Raw genomic sequence first — 13281 nt, forward strand, 5'->3', positions numbered from 1 at the left:
GTCCCCGGCCCGGGACGTCGTCCGGCGGGTGAGGTCCTCACGGGAAGGTCGACGAGGACCTGGGCCGCCGCGGGGCTCGCTCCCAAGCTGCCCCGGGCCGCGCGCACCACCCGCGCCGGCAGCGGCGGGCGAACCCGTCGCCGTGGCCCCTCAGAACCGCTGGAGGTACTCGGCCGTCTCCTCGTCGAGGCTCTCGGCGAGGACCTCCGCCAGGTCCGGCTCCGAGGCCAGCGCCGGGTCCCGGGCGACGAGCTCGCGGGCGGCGGTCCGGGCGTCGGCGATGATGTCGACGTCCTTGGTGACCCGCAGCAGCCGCAGCGACGACCCCCGCCCGGCCTGGCTGGCGCCGAGGACGTCGCCCTCCCGGCGCATCTCCAGGTCGAGCTCGGCGAGGCGAAAGCCGTCGGTGGTCCCGGCGAAGGCCCGCACCCGCTCCAGGGCCTTGGTGCCCTCCTCCGCAGTGGTCACGGCGAGGCACACGCCGGGCTTGGAACCTCGGCCGATGCGCCCGCGGAGCTGGTGGAGCTGGGACAGGCCGAAGCGGTCGGCGTCGAGGATGACCATGACCGTCGCCTTCGGCACGTCGACGCCGACCTCGACCACCGTGGTCGAGACCAGCACCGGCGCGGCGCCGGTGGCGAACGCGCCCATCGCCGCGTCCTTGGCCTCCGTGGTCAGCCGGCCGTGCATCTCCGCGACCGTCACCCCGGTGAGCGCGGGCTCGTGCCGCAGCAGCTCGGCGACCTCCTCGACCGCCGCCAGCGGGGGCGGGGCGTCAGCCCCGGCCTCGACCGCCTCCAGGAGGTCGTCGGGGTCGACGTACTCCTCGCCCGGCTCCCCCTCCGAGGCGGTGATGCGCGGGCACACCACGTACGCGCGGCCGCCGGCGTCGACCTCCTCGCGGATGCGCTGCCACACCCGCTGGACCCACGCGGGCCGGTTCGCCGGGACGACGACGGTCTCCACCCCGGCGCGCCCGGCGGGCAGCTCGCTGAGGGTGGAGGTCTCCAGGTCCCCGAAGCTCGTCATCGCGACGGTGCGCGGGATGGGCGTGGCGGTCATGACCAGCAGGTGGGGGGTGCCGTCGGCCTTGGCGCGCAGCGCGTCGCGCTGCTCGACGCCGAAGCGGTGCTGCTCGTCGATGACGACCAGGCCGAGATCGGCGAACTGCACGTTCTCGCTCAGCAGCGCGTGGGTGCCGATGACGATGCCCGCCTCCCCCGAGGCCGCCGCCGCCAGCGCCCTGCGCCGCCCCGGCGCGCTGAGCGAGCCGGTCAGCAGGGTCACCCGCGTCGCCTGCTCGGCGCCGCCGAGCATGCCGGCCTCGGCGAGCGGCCCCATCATCGCGGTGATCGTGCGCAGGTGCTGCTGGGCGAGGACCTCGGTGGGGGCCAGCAGCGCGGCCTGCCCGCCGACGTCGACCACCTGCAGCATCGCCCGGAGCGCCACCACCGTCTTGCCGGAGCCCACCTCGCCCTGCAACAGCCGCTGCATGGGGACGGGCTCGGACAGCTCGTCGGCGATCACCGCGCCGACCTCCCGCTGCCCCGCCGTGAGGTCGAAGGGCAGGCGCGCCTCGAAGGCCTCGCGGATGCCGCCCATCCGCGGCGGCCGGGCCGTCGCGGGCCGGGACAGCATGGCCGCCCGGCGCTGCGCGAGCGCGGTCTGCAGGACGAAGGCCTCCTCGTGGCGCAGCCGCAGCTGCGCGCGCCTCACCTCCGTCATGCTGTGCGGCTCGTGGACCCAGTGCAGCGCCTGGAGGACGCCGACGAGGTCGTGCTGCCGCCGGTAGGCCGCGGGCAGCGGCTCGGGCACGTCCTCCTCGCGCTGCGCGCCGAGGACGGTGCGGACGGCGGTGCCGACCTTCCAGCTCGGGATGCTGGCGGAGGCCGGGTAGATGGGCACCGGCCAGTCCACCTTCTGCACCGCGGCGAACTCGTCGTCGAGGTCCTCGAAGGGCTCGTAGTCAGGGTGCGTCAGCTGCAGGCTGCCGCGGTAGGCGCCCACCGTCCCGGTGAACATGCCGGTCACGCCCGGGCGCAGCCGGCGCTCGTGGAAGGCCAGCGTCCCGGCGTGCTTGCCGAAGAACGTCAGCGTCAGCTGGTCGCGGCCGTCCGTGATCGTCGAGGTGAGGATGGCGCCGCGGCGGTTGCGCATCGGCCGCACCGAGGTGCTGGCCACCTGGGCGATGACGGTGACGTGCTCGCCGATCTGCAGGTCCCGCAGCTCGGTGAGCCTGCCGCGGTCGCCGTAGCGGCGCGGGTAGTACCGCAGCAGGTCACCGGTGGTGCGCGGGCCGAGCTTCTCCAGGGCGGCGGCGGTCTTGGGGCCGACGGCGTCCTTCAGCGGCGTCTGCAGCCGCCCGCGCCGGTCGCCCGCGACCGCCGGGGCGTGCCGCGGGCCGCGGGCCACTCGCTCGCTCACTCGACCCCCAGCACGACGACCGGGGCGGGCTGCCCGCCCCGGACGACGACGACCTCGGCCTGCGGGGCGACCTGCGCGACGGTCGTGCGCACCTGCTCGGCGGCCTCCTCGTCGGCGCCCGCCCCGAGCAGCGCGGTCACCAGCTCGTCCGCCGGCCGGACCATCTCGGCCAGGGCCGCCGCCAGCGCCCCGTCGGCGTCGCCCACCTCGGCGGTGCGGGTGCGGCGCACGGCCTGCTCGGCCAGCGCCGCCGCCGGGTGCCCGGCCTGCGCCGCGCCGGGGGCCACCTCCACGGCAGCGGCCAGCACGTGCACGTCGTTGCGGGTGGGGGCGACGGTCACGGCCTGGTGACCGACGTGAGGCGCGACCCGGCCGGCGGCGATGGCCGCGGCGGCCTCCTGGGCCGCGGCGGCGGTGGTCTCGTCGCACGGCAGGATCAGCACCTCGGCGGCGCCGGTGTCCGCCGCGGCGCGGCGGAGCCCGGCAGGCCCGGCGCCGGCGGCGAGCACGGCCACCGCGCCGGTGCGGGCGAGCGGCTCGAGCAGCCCCGGCGCGCGCGTGCAGGCGACGACGCCGGTGCGGGCGGCGTCCTCGGGCGAGTGCCCGTGGGCCGGTCGGTCGTCGGCGGCGGCGAGCAGCGGGCGCAGGTAGCGCACGCAGACCTGCTCCATCGCCTCCGGCTCGGCGAGCGCCGTGAGCGGGGTGTCGGTGTGGACGTGGACCTGCCACAGTCCGGTGCCGGTGGCGTCGGACCACCCGACGACCGCGACGGAGTGGCCGGTGTCCCCGAGAGCGTCGCGGAGGGTGGCGGCGCGGGCGCCGTCCGCGCGGAGCACGTACATGACCTCGAAGTCCCCGGCGCCCTCGGCGGCGTCCTCGGCCGCCGTGGCCGTCACCGGCGGGGCTGCCGGGACGTCGGCCCCGTCCGGCGGTGCGGCCGCCGCCGCGAGGAACGCCGCGACGGCGTCCGCCCGCCGGGTGCCGGTGTCGCCCTCGCGCTCGACGACGTCGACCAGCGAGCTCAGCAGCACCACGTAGCCGGCCGCCCCGGCGTCGAGCGCCCCGCCGTGCGCGCCGCGGGTCCCGGCGAGCCCGTCGCGGGCCGCCGCGGACGCCGCCCGGACGGTGCCGGCGAGGTCCGCCCCGGGCGCGTGCCGCACCGCGGCGTCGGCCGCCGCGCGGGCGACGGTGAGGATGGTGTCCTCCACCGGGTGCCCGACCGCGTCGCGCGCCTGCCGGGCCGCGGCGTCGAGCGCCCGCGCGACCAGCTCGGGGCCGGCCTCGTCGGCGCCCGCGAAGGTCTCGGCGAGGGCCTGCAGGCACTGGCCGACGATGACGCCGGAGCTGCCCCGCGCCCCCAGCAGCGCGCCGTCGGCCGCCGTGCGGGTCAGGGTGGCGAGCTCGGCGGGGCCGTCGAGCGCGCGCACGGCCTCGGCGGCGCCGGCGAGGGTGAGGACGATGTTGGTGCCGGTGTCCGCGTCCGGCACGGGGAACGCGTTGAGCCGGTCCACCTGGCGGCGCACCAGGAGCAGGGAGCGCAGGGCGTGCTCGAACCACGCCCGCACGGCGGCGGCGTCCAGCACGGCGAGCGGCGTGGCCATTCCCTCCCCTTCGGTAGGCTTCCCCAGCAGGCTAGCCGTTGGCGCCCACACGCCCCCGCGGGAGCGTGGACCGCCCGCCCTTGTGGCGGACGCCACCCGGCCTCGGGGCGCCGCGCGGTTGGGCGGACGCGGCGCACTCGGGTACTCTGTTCAGGTTGCCCGTCCCGGGCAGGCACCTGCCTGCCGACGATCGGGCCCTAACGAACCTTTGCACGGCCGACCGGCTGTGCAGTCAGCGAGAAGATCAGGAGAACGACCGTGGCTGCCACCTGCGACGTCTGCGGCAAGGGCCCGAGCTTCGGCAAGAGCGTCTCGCACTCCCACGTGCGGACCAACCGCCGTTGGAACCCGAACATCCAGCGGGTGCGCGCCCTCGTGAACGGCGCCCCGAAGCGCCTCAACGTGTGCACCTCGTGCCTCAAGGCCGACAAGGTCACCCGCGCCATCTGACGCATCCGCGTACCGAAGGCCGCCGCCCGACCGGGCGGCGGCCTTCGTCGTCCGCGGGGACCGCGGGTGCGCTCGTGCCGGTCGGCCCGCCGCCCCCAGAAAGTCCTGGCATGGCCACGAGAATGTCCTGCCGTCCCGTCCGGCTCCCGGACGGCACGCCAGAGCATTCTCGGCGCCGCCATGGGACCGACGCCGGATCCCGGACCCGCCGCGGGCCGGGCGGCCCGGTCAGCCCCGCAGGGCGATCCAGATGAGCAGCTGGGTGAGAAGGAAGCCGCTGACGAGGTTCAGCCGGAGGAACCGGCGCCATCCGGCGTTCGCCGCCTCGCAGTCCTCGTCCGTCAGGTTCCGGAAGGGCGAGACGCTGAGGAGGTAGGCCAGCGGCACGACGGTGGCGAGCGCGCCGGGCCACCCCGCGCCCAGCGTCAGCAGGGCAGCGGCGCCGTAGCCGGCCATGGCCGCGCGCACGGTGCGCGCCGCCCCCAGCCACGTCGCCACGGAGGCGATGCCGGCGGCCCGGTCGGCGCGGATGTCCTGCACCGCGCCGAACGCCTGGGAGGCCATGCCCCACAGGAAGAACGCGCCGAGGACGGCGAGCACGGGGCCGCCGGCTCCGGCGCCGGCCAGCGCGAGCCCGAAGACGGCGGGGCTGACGAAGTGGGTGCTGGAGGTGACCGAGTCCAGCACCGGCCGCTCCTTGAACCGCAGTCCCGGCGCCGAGTACGCCACCACCGCGAGCACGCTCACGGCGAGGACGGCTGTGGAGTCCGCGGTGCCCACGGCGAGCAGGTACAGCAGGAACGGCACGTTCGTGGCCACGGCGGCGCCGATGGTGAGCCGGTGCCAGCGCCGGTCGAGGACGACGCCCTCCACGCCCCCCTTGCGCGGGTTGCGCCGGTCGGACTCGTAGTCGAAGACGTCGTTGATGCCGTACATCAGCAGGTTGTAGGGCACCAGGAAGTACAGCGCGCCCAGCACCAGCGGCAGGTCCACCGTCCCGCGGGCCATGACGTAGGCCGCTGCGAACGGGTAGGCGGTGTTGATCCAGCTCAGGGGGCGTGACGCGCCGAGGAGCTGCCGCGCGCCCGCGCGCGCCGTCGTGACCGTCATCGTCGGGCCTCCCGCGCCGTGGTGACAGTCATCGTCGGGCCTCCCGCGCCGTGGTGACCGTCATCGTCGGGCCTCCCCCGCCGTCGTGACCGTCATCGACGGGTCTTCCCCGCCGTGGTGGCCGTCATCGACGGGCCTCCCCCGCCGTCGTCTCCCGCGGCGCCGTGCCGCGGCGCGCCCTGCCGCCCGGGCGGGCCCCGAGAGCCTCCCAGAGCGCCGGCAGGAGCGCCGCGGCGGCGAGCGGCCAGGCGAGGTCCTCCACGGGCGCCAGGCCGACCCGGATCCCGCTCAGCGCCGTGCCGTCGAAGCGGAACAGGTCGGCGGCGATCATGAGGCTGTCGAACACGGCGGTCAGCACGAGCAGCGCCGCGGCCGTCGCCGCGGTCGCGACCCACCAGGGCCGCGGCGGACGGCGGAGGACGGCGCAGCTCACCAGCGCCACGGCGGCCACGCCCAGGACGAGCGCGTTCAGCGCCAGGTACGTCACCGGTCCCCCTCCCGGTCGGCCGCGGCGCGCGGGGCGAGCGCCCGGCGCACGAGGGCGTGCAGCACCATCGTGAGGTAGCAGAAGAAGGTCACGAACACGAGCTCCTCGACCGGCAGGTGCGGCAGCACCTCCAGGCCGGTCATGGCCGGGCTGCCGCCGCGCTCGAACATGCCCAGGCGGATGGCCACGAGGTCCCACGCCAGGAAGAACGCGACGCCGCACGCCAGCACGGCGGCGCCGCGCCGCGCGTCCGCCCACAGGAACAGCCGCCAGCGCCGGTCCGTCTCCACCATGCAGGCGAGTGACACCACCAGGGCGCCCAGGTACTCCAGGCCGGTCACCGGGACACCACCAGGGCGCCCAGGTACTCCAGGCCGGTCACCGGGACACCACCAGGGCGCCCAGGTACTCCAGGTGGGTCACAGCGGCACCGGCAGCGGGCCGCTGGAGACGTCGGAGCGCAGCCGCTTGACCAGCAGCTCCGCGCTGATCAGGCACATCGGCAGCCCGATGCCGGGGATGGTGCTGCCGCCGGCGTAGTACAGCCCGGCCACCTTCGCCGAGGCGTTCCGGCCGCGCAGGAACGCGCTCTGCCGCAGCGTGTGCGCCGGCCCGAGCGCGCCGCCGGACCAGGCGTGGAGGTCGCGGGCGAAGTCGGCAGGCCCGACGGTGCGCCGGACGACGACCCGCTCGCGCAGCTCCGGGATGCCGGCCCACGCCGCGACCTGGTCGATCGCTGCGTCGGCGACCGCCTCCACCGCCGGGCTGCCGGCGCCGTCGTCCCCGCCGTGCCCGAGCGCGACGTCGGCCGGGACGGGCACGAGGACGAACAGGTTCTCCGCCCCGGGCGGGGCGACCGTGGCGTCGGTGGCCGAGGGGCGGCACACGTACGCCGACGCCGGCCGCGGCACCCGGCCGCGGCGGATCGCGTCGAAGTTCTCGCGCCAGTCCGTCGTGAAGAGCAACGAGTGGTGCGCGAGCTCGGGCAGGGTTCCCTCTACCCCCAGGAATGCCAGGACGGCGCCGGGCCCGGGGTCGCGGCGGTCCCACCAGCGCTGCGGGTAGGTCCGCAGGGCGGGCGGCAACAGCTCGGTCTCGACGTGGTGGAGGTCCGCCGCCCCGACGACGACCTCCGCGGGGAGCTCGTGCTCGGCGCCGTCGCCGCCACGGTAGCGGACCCCGCGCACGCGGGCCCTGTGCCTGCGACCGCCCTGTGCGGTGGTGATGGCGGTGACGTCCGCGCCGGTGTGCAGCCGCGCCCCCTCCCGCTCGGCGAGGGCGGCGACCGCCTCGACGACCCGGGTGAGACCGCCCTGCGGGTAGAGGACGCCGTCGGCGAGGTCGAGATGGCTCATGAGGTGGTACATGCTTGGCGCCCGGTCCGGGGAGGAGCCGAGGAACACGGCGGGGTAGCCGAGGATCTGGGCGATGCGCGGGTCGGCGAACCGGCGGGCGACGAACCGTTCGAGGGGCCGGCCGAGCAGCTCGGCGAGGCGGCCGGCACGGCCCACGACGTCGTGGTGCAGCAGCCCGAGCGGTGACTGGAAGGTGGTGTACAGGAACCGGCGCACGGCGAGGTCGTAGGCCTCCCCGGCCGAGGCGAGATAGTCCCGGAGCCCGGCGCCGGCGCCCGGCTGGAGGGCCTCGAAGAAGACCCGGTAGCCGGGGTCGAGGACGCCGAGGTCGAGCTGCGCGTCAGAGCTGGTGCCGAGGAGGCGGAAGAAGTGGTCGAAGACGTCCGGCATGAGGTACCAGGACGGGCCGGTGTCGAACCGGAAACCCTCCCGTGACCAGGAGCCGGCCCGGCCGCCGACCTCGTCGCGCCGCTCCAGCAGGTCGACCGAGTAGCCCTCGGCGGCGAGCAGCGCCGCGGAGGCGAGGCCGGCGATGCCGCCGCCGACGACCACCGCGGGCTCCCCGCCGCCGTGGTGCCGCCCGCGCACGGCCGACCGGGTCCCGCCGGCCAGGAGGCGCCGGCCGGGACGCGCCGGGGCCTGTGCCGCCGTCGTGCCCGGAGCGCCCACCGGGGCCTGTGCCGTCGTCGTGCGGGCGCTCATGCCGGCCGGCCCAGGACGGCGGCCGCCACGACCCGGGCCTTGACCCGCCCCGGCACGCGGACGCGCGTGCGGCGGATCGTCTCGGCGGGGGTGCGGCGCAGGCGGCCCGCGAGCTCGGCGAACAGGCCGTGAGCGCAGGCCACCGCGCGGCGGCTGGAGGCCGGCAGGTGCCGGACGGCGGCGGCCGCGGCGGCAAGGTCGGCCTCGATGTCGTCGATGACGGCATCGCGGGTGGCGTCCGCGAAGCCGCCGGACGTGAGGTACCGCCGGCCCAGCTCGTCGCGGTCGGCGGCGAGGTCCCGGAGGAAGTTGACCTTCTGGAAGGCGGCGCCGAGGCGGCGGGCCCCGGGGCCGAGCGCCTCGTACGCGCGCTCGGCGCCGGGCTCGTCGGCGAGGAAGACCCGCAGGCACATGAGCCCGACCACCTCGGCCGAGCCGTAGACGTAGCGCTCCAGGCTCCGCGCGTCGTGGGTGCGCACGCTGAGGTCGGCGCGCATGGAGGCGAAGAACGGCCCGGTCAGCTCGGGCCCGATGCCGCAGCGCGCTGCGGTGCGGGCGAAGGCGTGCACCGCCAGGTTGGTGCTCCAGCCGGTCCGTGCCGCATCCGTGACCTGTACCTCGAGCCCGTCGAGCATCCGGGCGGCCGCGGCGGGGTCGGCGGCGGCCAGCGGCCCGTCCACCACCTCGTCGGCGATGCGCACCAGGGCGTAGACGTTGCGGACCCGGGTGCGCACGGGCTGGCGCAGCAGCCGGCAGGCCCACCCGAAGGAGGTGGAGAAGCCCGCGATGACGGCCGCCGCACCGGCGTCCGCCACGGCGTCGTACACGGCGGCGCAGGGCGCCGGCCCGCCGGCGGGCTCCGGTGCCGGCGGGCCGGCCGTGCGTGGCGACGGCACGGTCGTGGCGCGGGGCGCCGTGCCGGTCGCGGGCGCCTCCGACGCCCGGCGCGCCCGGCGGGTGCTCGTCGTGCTCATGCCGCTCTCCGTTCGCCGGTCATCGCCGAGACCCACGTGACCAGCTCCGCGGGCAGTCCCAGGTCGTCCGCGACGCCCAGCGCGGCGGCGACGTAGCCGGCGGCGAGGTCCTCGACGAACCGTCGCGAGCCGCACGTCTCGAGCAGCTCGCGGGCCGTCCCGGCGCCGGCGCGGGTGACCCCCGGGTCCCCGACGAACGGCGCGATCCGAGGCCAGGCGTCGGTCGTGCGGGCGTGCGCGACGAGCGGGGTCAGCTTGCCCTCCCGGAGGTCGGAGAGGGCGCTCTTGCCGGTCAGCGCCTCGTCGCTGAAGACACCCTGGAGGTCGTCGAGCAGCTGGAAGGCGACCCCCACCATGCGACCTGCCTCGCCGAGCCCGTCGACCGTCGCCGGCGGCGCCCCGGCCAGGACGGCGCCGGCCTGGAGCGGAAGGACGAAGGAGTACACGGCAGTCTTGTGCTCCTCCATCGTGAGGATGTCCCCCAGGGACGCCTCGCCGCCCAGGCTGAGCCGCACGTCGGTCAGCTCGCCCGCCGCCGAGACGACGATCGCGTGGTCGAGCATGTCCAGCAGCCGGCGGGTGGTGCCGGCGTCCGCGCCCGCGAGCGCCACCGCCCGCACGGCGCCCGCGAGGGCGAGGTCGCCGGCCAGGATGCCGGCGGCGGTGGCGTAGGTGCGGGCCCCCGCATCGGACGCGCCCGCGGCCGTCGCGGCGTCGGCGAACGTGCCGGAGACGTTCGGGCGCCCGCGGCGCACGTCGTCGCCGTCGATGACGTCGTCGTGGACGACGAAGGCCGTGTGCAGCAGCTCGACGGCCGCGGCGACCCGCTCGGCCAGCCGCTCGTCGGTGCCGCCCAGCGACCGGTAGGCGGCGGTGAGCAGGCGCGGGCGCAGGCGCTTGCCGCCCCCGGCCGCCCGGCGCAGCGCGCGGACCAGCAGCTCGACCTCGGGGCCCAGGCCCTGCGCCCGCTCCGCGACGGCGTCGAGGTACCCCTCCAGGGCGGGGGCGGCGCCCTGGCCGGGCCTCGTGCCCAGCTCGTCTCCCGCAGCGAACCCCGCGCCAAGCTCCTCTCCCGCACCGGGCCCCGTCCCGAGGCGGATCCCCGGACCCGCCCCCGTGCCGCGCTGGTCCCCCGGACCGGCCTCCGCACCGCCCGCAGCGGCCGCGGTACCGCCCGCGCCGGCGCTCATCCCGCCAGCTCCGTGGTGGAGTCCAGCCCGCCGAGCTCCATCACCTGGGCCACCAGCCACGGGGTCATCGCCCAGGGCGCCGAGACGACGGCGCGGCCCAGCTCCTCGGGGTCGAGCCAGCGGGTGTCCATCACCTCGGCGGCGTGGGGCACCACCTGCGAGAGCGTCCACGCGAGGTAGACGGGTCCGGCGCCGTGGCGGGCGCCGCCCGCGGCGGCCCGGAACCCCGGCAGCACGCACACGGCGTCGTGCACCCGCACGCCGAGGTGCTCCGCCGCCCGGCGCGCCAGCGCGGCACTAAGGGTCTCGCCCGCGCGGGGGCGGCCGCCGAAGGAGTTCGTCCACACCCCGGGCCACGACCGCTTGGTCAGCGCCCGCCGCGTCAGCAGGACCCGCCCGTCCGGGCCGAAGAGGTAGCAGGAGAACGCCGGGTGCAGCACCGGGCCGACCGGATGACCGTCCTCGCGGGACGCCGAGCCGGCGGGCGCCCCGGGCGTGAGCGCGACTGCCGCGGGAGCGTCCTCGTCAGCCGGCGGTGCCTGGCGCGTTCCCGAGAGGGCCGCTGCGTCCGGTGGGGTTCCGGTGATGGTCATCTCACACCCCTATTTCGTCAGCGAGCCGACTATTAACTAGCCTGGCTAGTAATATGGCACGCTAGCATAGGCCTGTGACCGTGCACACCCCGAGCGAGCACTACTGGTACGAGTCCGACGACGATGCCGTCGTCGCCGTCCTCCGCGCCCTTCGCCGGTTCCGCCGCGCCGACCAGGACCTACGCCGGCGCATGAGCGCCGACATGGACATGAATGTCACCGACGTCCAGGCCCTGCAGTTCGTCATCGCCGCCGAGCGGCACGGGGAGCTCCCCACGCCCCGGCAGCTGAGCAGGCACCTGGCCATCTCCACCGCGTCGACGACCAAGCTCCTTGACCGGCTCACGGCCTCCGGCCACCTCGAGCGCCTGCCGCATCCACGGGACCGGCGCTCGCTCGTCCTGCGCGCCACCGCGCACGCGCACGAGGAGATCCGCGCCCGCCTGGGGCGCATGCACGCCCGCATGGCGGAGATCGCCCGCGCCGTCCCGCCCGAGGCGCGGGCCGCCGTCGTCCACTTCCTCACGGCCATGGCCGAGGAGCTCGACGCCGAGGGCGGCCCGCTGGCACCGGACGGAACCGCGGGCGCCCCGACGCATCAGGCGAGCTCCCCCCGCACGATGCTGTCGCCCGAGTGAGCCGGATCGCCGTCGTAGGGCTCGTCGGAGACGTCCACGATGGCGAACTCGTCCAGGTCCAGCCCCTCCGGCAGCTCGAACCGTCCCTCGGTGCCGGTCAGCACTCCCAGGCTGACCAGCTGCCCGAGGTCCCTGTCGATGAGCCAGACCTCCCGGAAGCCGCCCACGGCTCCGACGGCGAGCTGCACGGTGAGCACGCGGCGCCCGTCCACCTCGCGCACCACGGCGCTGCCCTCGCCCTCCCAGCCGGCGAGCGGCTCCAGCTCGGCCCTGGCGAGCGTCTCCGCGGGCGGCGGCGCCGCGCGCAGCTGCTGGACCCCGACGGTCCCGGCCACGCCGAGCAGGAAGCTCGCGGCCATCGCCCACGCCCCCCGGCGCCGCCACCAGTCGCGGCGGCCCGGGCGCCGCGCCGGGCCCGGCAGGGCCGGCGCCCGCGGCGGCCCGGCCGTGGTGCCGTCCCGCCGGTCGCGGACGGAGGCCGCGGGGGCGGTGCCCGGAACGGCGGCGTCCGGCCCGGCGGGCGGGGCCGGGGCGGCCCGTGGGGCCCCGGCGTCGGCGGGCGGGGGCGCCTCCCCCTCCTCGATGCCGAGCTCGTCGGCGATCCGCGCCCACACCACGTCCGACGGCGCCTCCAGCCCGCCGCCGGGCCGGGCCCGGCCCGCCTTCGCCACGCGGGTGAGCGCGGCGAGCTCCGCCTGGCACAGGGGGCAGGCGGCGATGTGCTGGGCGAGGGCGGCGCCCGCCGCGTGCTCGCCGAGCGCGAGGAGCGCGAGGGTCTCCTCGTCAGGATGCTGCATCGGCCACCTCCAGGCGGCTGCGCAGGCGTTGCAGGCTGCGCTTGATGTGCGACTTCACGGTGCCGAGCGGCAGGTCGAGCCGCTCGGCGATCTGGGTGTGGGTGAGGTCCTCGTAGAACGCCAGCGCGAGGATCTGCCGCTGGGGCTCGCCCAGCCGGGCCAGCGCGTCGGCCACCCGGTCCACGACCTGGGCGGCGTCCTCCGCGGCCGCCGCCGGCCGCTCGGCGTCGGTCGTGGCGGCGTCGGCTGCCCGCCGCTCCCGGGCGCGGCGCCCGTGCACGTCGGCCACGGCGTGCCGGGTGATGCCCACCAGCCAGGACGCGAGCTGCCCGCGGTCCGGGTCGAAGCCGGAGCGTCCCCGCCACGCGGCGACGAACACCTGCTGGGTGACGTCCTCCGCGTCCGCGACGGAACCGAGCGAGCGCAGCGCGATCGTGTACACCAGGGGCGACCACCGCTCGTAGGCGGCCCGGATCGCCTCGGGGCGCCCCGACCGGAAGTCCCGGCCCAGCCGATCCTGTTCCGCGTCATCGTCGACGACTACCACCCCCCGTGGCGGGGCGCCGGCGGTGGTGGAGGGGTCACCGCGGTCACCCACTGACGAGGATAGCCGTGGCGATGATGTTGTCCTCATAGCTTCGGCGGGCCTCGTCCCACTCCCCGCCGCAGGTCACCAGCACGAGCCGGGGGTCCCCGTCACGGCGGAAGTAGCCCGTGAGGTCGAGCGTGGCCTTGGCGAGCCGCTCGACGGTCACCACCTCGTAGAGGTGCTCGGTGCCGTCCGTGCCCGTCACCGTCACCCGGTCCCCCGGCGCCGCCTCGCGCAGGTCGTAGAAGGGCCCGTGCGGGGTGATCAGGGAACCGGCGTGGGCGGCGACGACGACCGTGCCGGCGTCCTCCCCCACCCCCGGCCCGAAGCGGTACCAGCCCGCCCGCGCCGCGTCCGGCGGGATCTCCAAG

Annotated in this window: 14 protein-coding genes; 2 read left to right on the forward strand and 12 right to left on the reverse strand. The window is 76.8% G+C overall.

What is annotated here, in order from left to right; all coding sequences use genetic code 11:
- Positions 1-150 precede the first annotated feature (150 nt).
- Positions 151-2424: an ATP-dependent DNA helicase RecG gene (locus tag ACF0H8_RS15350; RefSeq protein WP_395289760.1), complete on the reverse strand. Its 2274-nt coding sequence runs from the start codon at positions 2422-2424 to the stop codon at positions 151-153.
- Entirely contained in the window at positions 2421-4025 is a 1605-nt protein-coding gene (locus ACF0H8_RS15355) for a DAK2 domain-containing protein (protein WP_395289761.1), read from the reverse strand. Before ACF0H8_RS15355 ends, ACF0H8_RS15350 begins: the two co-directional genes overlap by 4 nt.
- A 258-nt stretch (positions 4026-4283) precedes the next feature.
- Here ACF0H8_RS15355 and rpmB point away from each other — a divergent pair, with 258 nt between their 5' ends.
- Entirely contained in the window at positions 4284-4475 is a 192-nt protein-coding gene (gene rpmB, locus ACF0H8_RS15360) for a 50S ribosomal protein L28 (protein WP_395289762.1), read from the forward strand.
- A gap of 228 nt (positions 4476-4703) precedes the next feature.
- Here the strand turns inward: rpmB and ACF0H8_RS15365 are convergent, their stop codons facing one another.
- From ACF0H8_RS15365 to idi, 7 genes are all read right to left on the reverse strand, one after another.
- Positions 4704-5585 (reverse strand): prenyltransferase, encoded by an 882-nt coding sequence (locus ACF0H8_RS15365; RefSeq protein ID WP_395289763.1) that lies wholly within the window; start codon positions 5583-5585, stop codon positions 4704-4706.
- A 124-nt stretch (positions 5586-5709) separates the two neighbouring features.
- Complete coding sequence (locus ACF0H8_RS15370; protein WP_395289764.1) at positions 5710-6072, reverse strand: lycopene cyclase domain-containing protein; 363 nt, start codon at positions 6070-6072, stop codon at positions 5710-5712.
- Entirely contained in the window at positions 6069-6413 is a 345-nt protein-coding gene (locus ACF0H8_RS15375; RefSeq protein ID WP_395289765.1) for a lycopene cyclase domain-containing protein, read from the reverse strand. Before ACF0H8_RS15375 ends, ACF0H8_RS15370 begins: the two co-directional genes overlap by 4 nt.
- Positions 6414-6491: 78 nt before the next feature.
- Positions 6492-8129 carry a phytoene desaturase family protein gene (gene crtI, locus ACF0H8_RS15380; protein ID WP_395289766.1) on the reverse strand — a complete coding sequence of 546 codons (1638 nt, stop codon included), beginning with the start codon at positions 8127-8129 and terminating at the stop codon, positions 6492-6494.
- The gene (locus tag ACF0H8_RS15385) at positions 8126-9103 is read right to left on the reverse strand and encodes a phytoene/squalene synthase family protein (RefSeq protein ID WP_395289767.1); all 978 of its coding nucleotides are present in this window, start codon (positions 9101-9103) and stop codon (positions 8126-8128) included. Before ACF0H8_RS15385 ends, crtI begins: the two co-directional genes overlap by 4 nt.
- Positions 9100-10293: a polyprenyl synthetase family protein gene (locus tag ACF0H8_RS15390; RefSeq protein ID WP_395289768.1), complete on the reverse strand. Its 1194-nt coding sequence runs from the start codon at positions 10291-10293 to the stop codon at positions 9100-9102. The genes ACF0H8_RS15385 and ACF0H8_RS15390 overlap by 4 nt, the downstream gene beginning before the upstream one ends.
- Entirely contained in the window at positions 10290-10886 is a 597-nt protein-coding gene (gene idi, locus ACF0H8_RS15395) for an isopentenyl-diphosphate Delta-isomerase (protein ID WP_395289769.1), read from the reverse strand. Before idi ends, ACF0H8_RS15390 begins: the two co-directional genes overlap by 4 nt.
- 74 nt (positions 10887-10960) lie before the next feature.
- Here idi and ACF0H8_RS15400 point away from each other — a divergent pair, with 74 nt between their 5' ends.
- Positions 10961-11524 (forward strand): MarR family winged helix-turn-helix transcriptional regulator, encoded by a 564-nt coding sequence (locus tag ACF0H8_RS15400; protein ID WP_395289770.1) that lies wholly within the window; start codon positions 10961-10963, stop codon positions 11522-11524.
- On the opposite strand, the gene ACF0H8_RS15405 is transcribed toward ACF0H8_RS15400, so the two are convergent.
- Genes ACF0H8_RS15405 through ACF0H8_RS15415 form a run of 3 tightly spaced genes read right to left on the reverse strand, consistent with a single transcriptional unit; the run spans position 11485 to position 13280 of the window.
- Positions 11485-12321 carry an anti-sigma factor domain-containing protein gene (locus tag ACF0H8_RS15405; RefSeq protein ID WP_395289771.1) on the reverse strand — a complete coding sequence of 279 codons (837 nt, stop codon included), beginning with the start codon at positions 12319-12321 and terminating at the stop codon, positions 11485-11487. The two genes, ACF0H8_RS15400 and ACF0H8_RS15405, sit on opposite strands and share 40 nt — an antisense overlap.
- A complete protein-coding gene (locus ACF0H8_RS15410; RefSeq protein ID WP_395289772.1) occupies positions 12308-12919 on the reverse strand; it encodes an RNA polymerase sigma factor in 612 nt (203 codons plus the stop codon). Before ACF0H8_RS15410 ends, ACF0H8_RS15405 begins: the two co-directional genes overlap by 14 nt.
- Complete coding sequence (locus ACF0H8_RS15415) at positions 12912-13280, reverse strand: class F sortase (protein ID WP_395289773.1); 369 nt, start codon at positions 13278-13280, stop codon at positions 12912-12914. The genes ACF0H8_RS15410 and ACF0H8_RS15415 overlap by 8 nt, the downstream gene beginning before the upstream one ends.
- Position 13281: the final 1 nt, after the last annotated feature.

It is taken from the genome of Georgenia sp. AZ-5 (assembly GCF_043952095.1).
Taxonomy (GTDB): Bacteria; Actinomycetota; Actinomycetes; order Actinomycetales; family Actinomycetaceae; genus Georgenia.

Excerpts from the sequence above, each read along its gene's own strand:
- ACF0H8_RS15365 (WP_395289763.1), bottom strand. The coding sequence starts at position 5,585 with ATGACGGTCACGACGGCGCGCGCGGGCGCGCGGCAGCTCCTCGGCGCG.
- ACF0H8_RS15355 (WP_395289761.1), bottom strand. The coding sequence starts at position 4,025 with ATGGCCACGCCGCTCGCCGTGCTGGACGCCGCCGCCGTGCGGGCGTGG.
- ACF0H8_RS15390 (WP_395289768.1), bottom strand. The coding sequence starts at position 10,293 with ATGAGCGCCGGCGCGGGCGGTACCGCGGCCGCTGCGGGCGGTGCGGAG.
- crtI (WP_395289766.1), bottom strand. The coding sequence starts at position 8,129 with ATGAGCGCCCGCACGACGACGGCACAGGCCCCGGTGGGCGCTCCGGGC.
- ACF0H8_RS15385 (WP_395289767.1), bottom strand. The coding sequence starts at position 9,103 with ATGAGCACGACGAGCACCCGCCGGGCGCGCCGGGCGTCGGAGGCGCCC.
- ACF0H8_RS15405 (WP_395289771.1), bottom strand. The coding sequence starts at position 12,321 with ATGCAGCATCCTGACGAGGAGACCCTCGCGCTCCTCGCGCTCGGCGAG.
- idi (WP_395289769.1), bottom strand. The coding sequence starts at position 10,886 with ATGACCATCACCGGAACCCCACCGGACGCAGCGGCCCTCTCGGGAACG.